At 76.7% G+C, this 2,688-nt stretch carries 3 protein-coding genes; 1 reads left to right on the top strand and 2 read right to left on the bottom strand.

Annotated elements, in window-relative coordinates:
• Nucleotides 1-1,184 (top strand): methyltransferase domain-containing protein (locus VG276_21615; protein ID HEV8651920.1); only part of this gene is annotated, 1,184 nt, incomplete at its 5' end.
• Between the two features lie 164 nt (nt 1,185-1,348).
• On the opposite strand, the gene VG276_21610 is transcribed toward VG276_21615, so the two are convergent.
• Together VG276_21610 and VG276_21605 are read right to left on the bottom strand one after the other, a co-directional pair.
• Nucleotides 1,349-1,984 carry a hypothetical protein gene (locus VG276_21610; protein HEV8651919.1) on the bottom strand — a complete coding sequence of 212 codons (636 nt, stop codon included), beginning with the start codon at nt 1,982-1,984 and terminating at the stop codon, nt 1,349-1,351.
• A 255-nt stretch (nt 1,985-2,239) separates the two neighbouring features.
• Nucleotides 2,240-2,688 (bottom strand): hypothetical protein (locus VG276_21605; protein ID HEV8651918.1); only part of this gene is annotated, 449 nt, incomplete at its 5' end.

Raw genomic sequence — 2,688 nt, 5'->3', positions numbered from 1 at the left:
GTCCACAGCCCTATGACGTGGTGAGACCCGGCCGCCCCCGGCGGCCGGCACGGCCGCCGGGGAGGGCGATCCGGCCCAGCCGGCACGACCGGCCCCCGCGGTGGACCATCGAGTGCGAGGTGCTCGACGGGCTGGTGCCGTTCGTGGTCGCGGAGGTCGAGCGGGTGCTCGGCGGGCGGGCCCGCGTGCTGGCCGGCGGGGACCGGACGGCCGTGCGGTTCCACTACTCCGGCCCGCTGGCCGACCTGCTCGGGCTGCGCACGCCGGTCGCTGCCTACCTGCTCACCAGCGTCGAGGGGCGGCGGCCGAGCGCCCTGCTCGGCGACGAGCGGCTGTTCGAGCAGGTCGAGGCGGCGCGGCGGCTGCACCCGCCGGGCGCATTCTCGTCGTTCCGGCTCTCGGTGCCCGGAGCCGGGTCGGCGGCGGTCAGGCGGCTCCGGGACGAGCTGGCCGCGCGCACGGGCCTGGCCGACGACCCGGACGACAGCGAGCTGCTGCTGCGCATCCGGCGCGCCCACGGCGGTGGGACCGGCTGGGACCTGCTGACCCGGCTCTCGCCCCGGCCGCTGTCCGCGCGGTCATGGCGGGTCTGGAACCTGCCCGGCGCCCTGAACGCCACGATCGCGGCGGCCATGGTCGAGCTGTCGCGGCCGGGACCGTCCGACCGGGTGCTGAACCTCATGTGCGGGTCGGGCACCCTGCTGGTCGAGCGGCTCGCGCGGGCGCCTGCGGCCAGCGCGCTCGGGTGCGACCTCGACCTGGCCGCGTTGGAGGGCACCAGGGCCAACCTGGCCGCGGCCGGGCTGACCGGGGCGACCGCGCTCGCCCGCATGGACGCGACCCGGCTCGCGCTCGGCGAGGACCGGTTCGACGTCCTGCTTGCCGACCTGCCCTACGGGCACCGCATGGGGTCGCACGAGGGTAACGCGGCGCTGTACCCGGCCATGCTCGAGGAGGCGGCGCGCGTGGCCGCCCCGGGTGCGGCGTTCCTCGTGCTCACCCACGACCTCAGGCTGTTCGAGCGGTGCCTGGTACCGGCCGGGCGCTGGTGGCAGGCCGAGCGGGCCGTGCAGGTCTTCCAGAAGGGCCACCACCCCGTGGTCCACCTGCTGCGGCGCCGGTCCGGAACGGCCGCGCCCGGCGGCCCCGAGCCGGGACGCCGGGGCCGGGCGCCGACTGGCTGACCGCCGCCGGCCGAAGCCGGGTGCCCGCCGGCTGACCGCCGCCGAGCGTGGTCAGGTGGCTGGGGAGAGGGCCTGACCTTCGCTCGGCGGCGGTCAGCCCCAGCCGCGTCCCCCGCCCGAGCCTGGGCCAGCCCGTTCCCCGCCCGAGGGTCCAGCAGCCTCGTCTATCCACCTGGTGCGACGGGCGGCTCGTCACCGTCACACTGCTTGGTTTCCTTCTCGCAATTGCAGGTCTTCTTGTCCTTTTTCTTGCAGTCGTCCGGCGCCGTCGTGGTGGTCGGCGAGGCGGTCGTGGTCGTGGTCGCCTCGGGGGTGGGCGCCGTGGCGCCTGGGCCGCCCATAGTGGTCGGGGGGACGCTCGTCGGGACCGGGCCGGGTGCCGTGGACGGCGTGGCCCCAGTCGCGAGCGGCCCCCCGGAGGTGGTCGTCGGGCCGCTAGCCGGCGCGGACCCGGACCCTGGTCCGCCGACGGTGGCTGGCGGCGCGCCCGTGGGTCGCCCGCCAGGTCCCGACCCGGTCGTGCCAGGGTCGGCTGTGGGGCCCAGGGAGATCGCTGGTGGGCCACCGAAGGGCTGCCCACCGAGGAGGGCACGGCAGGCGGCGGTGACGCAGTTGCGGCGGGGCTGCTCGCCGAGCTGCCACATGACTCCGGCATAGAGCATCCACACGCCTACGATGCTCGCGAGCAGCGAGCGCCTGGTGACCTTGAAGCGACCGATCCCGCGCAGGGTGCGAGGGTCGAGCAGCCAGATCTTGAACAGCTCGAACCGCGGCGGCATGGGCGGGGGCTTGCGCTGCACTCCGGATCCGCCTCCTCCCCGGCCCCCACCGCAGCCGCTCGCGGCTGCGGTGGGCGCCATCGACGCCGGCCTGTGGGCGCCGGGTGGCGCGCCGCCACGGGCCACATGGCAGCTGCGCGGCGTGCCGTCCCCACGATCCGGGACGGACAGGACCGGTGTGCCGTCCTGTGGCAGCCGAGCGCACAACCGAACGAATGCTGCCACATCTATGGTTCCCGAGCGAACCGCCCGGTCGTGGCGGTCCCGGGCCGGGGGTCAGCGCGGCTGTGCCCGGCAGCCCTCGGCCGCCTCCAGGTAGCCGGCCAGGAGCGCGTCGAACCTCGACGACGCCATCGCGCCCCGCTGCTCGGCGACGGCGTCGAGCTGACGGGCGCGCTCGGGCGTGAGCTGCCCGCTCGTCTCGAGCTGCCGCAGCCGGGTGCGGTCGGCGAGGGCACGCTCGACCCTGACCGCCATGGCCAGGCTCTCGTTGGCCCGGGCGATGGCCTGGGCGCATTGGGCGCCGTCCACCGCAGGTCGCTCGGGCGGGGCGGCTGGGGTGGCACGCTCGCCGCTGGTGGCGGCGCCGATCAGGACGCCTCCAAACAGCAGCACCCAGCCCGCGGCGGCCAGGCCGGCCAGGCGCCAGGCCCGGCCGCGCCAGGACCGCCCGGCCCCGGCGGCGCGGCCGGCCCCAGCGGCGGGACTTGCCCCAGCGGCGGGAC

This window comes from Actinomycetes bacterium (assembly GCA_036000965.1).
Classification (GTDB): domain Bacteria; phylum Actinomycetota; class CALGFH01; order CALGFH01; family CALGFH01; genus DASYUT01.
This window is presented reverse-complemented; position numbering and strand designations above follow the sequence as displayed.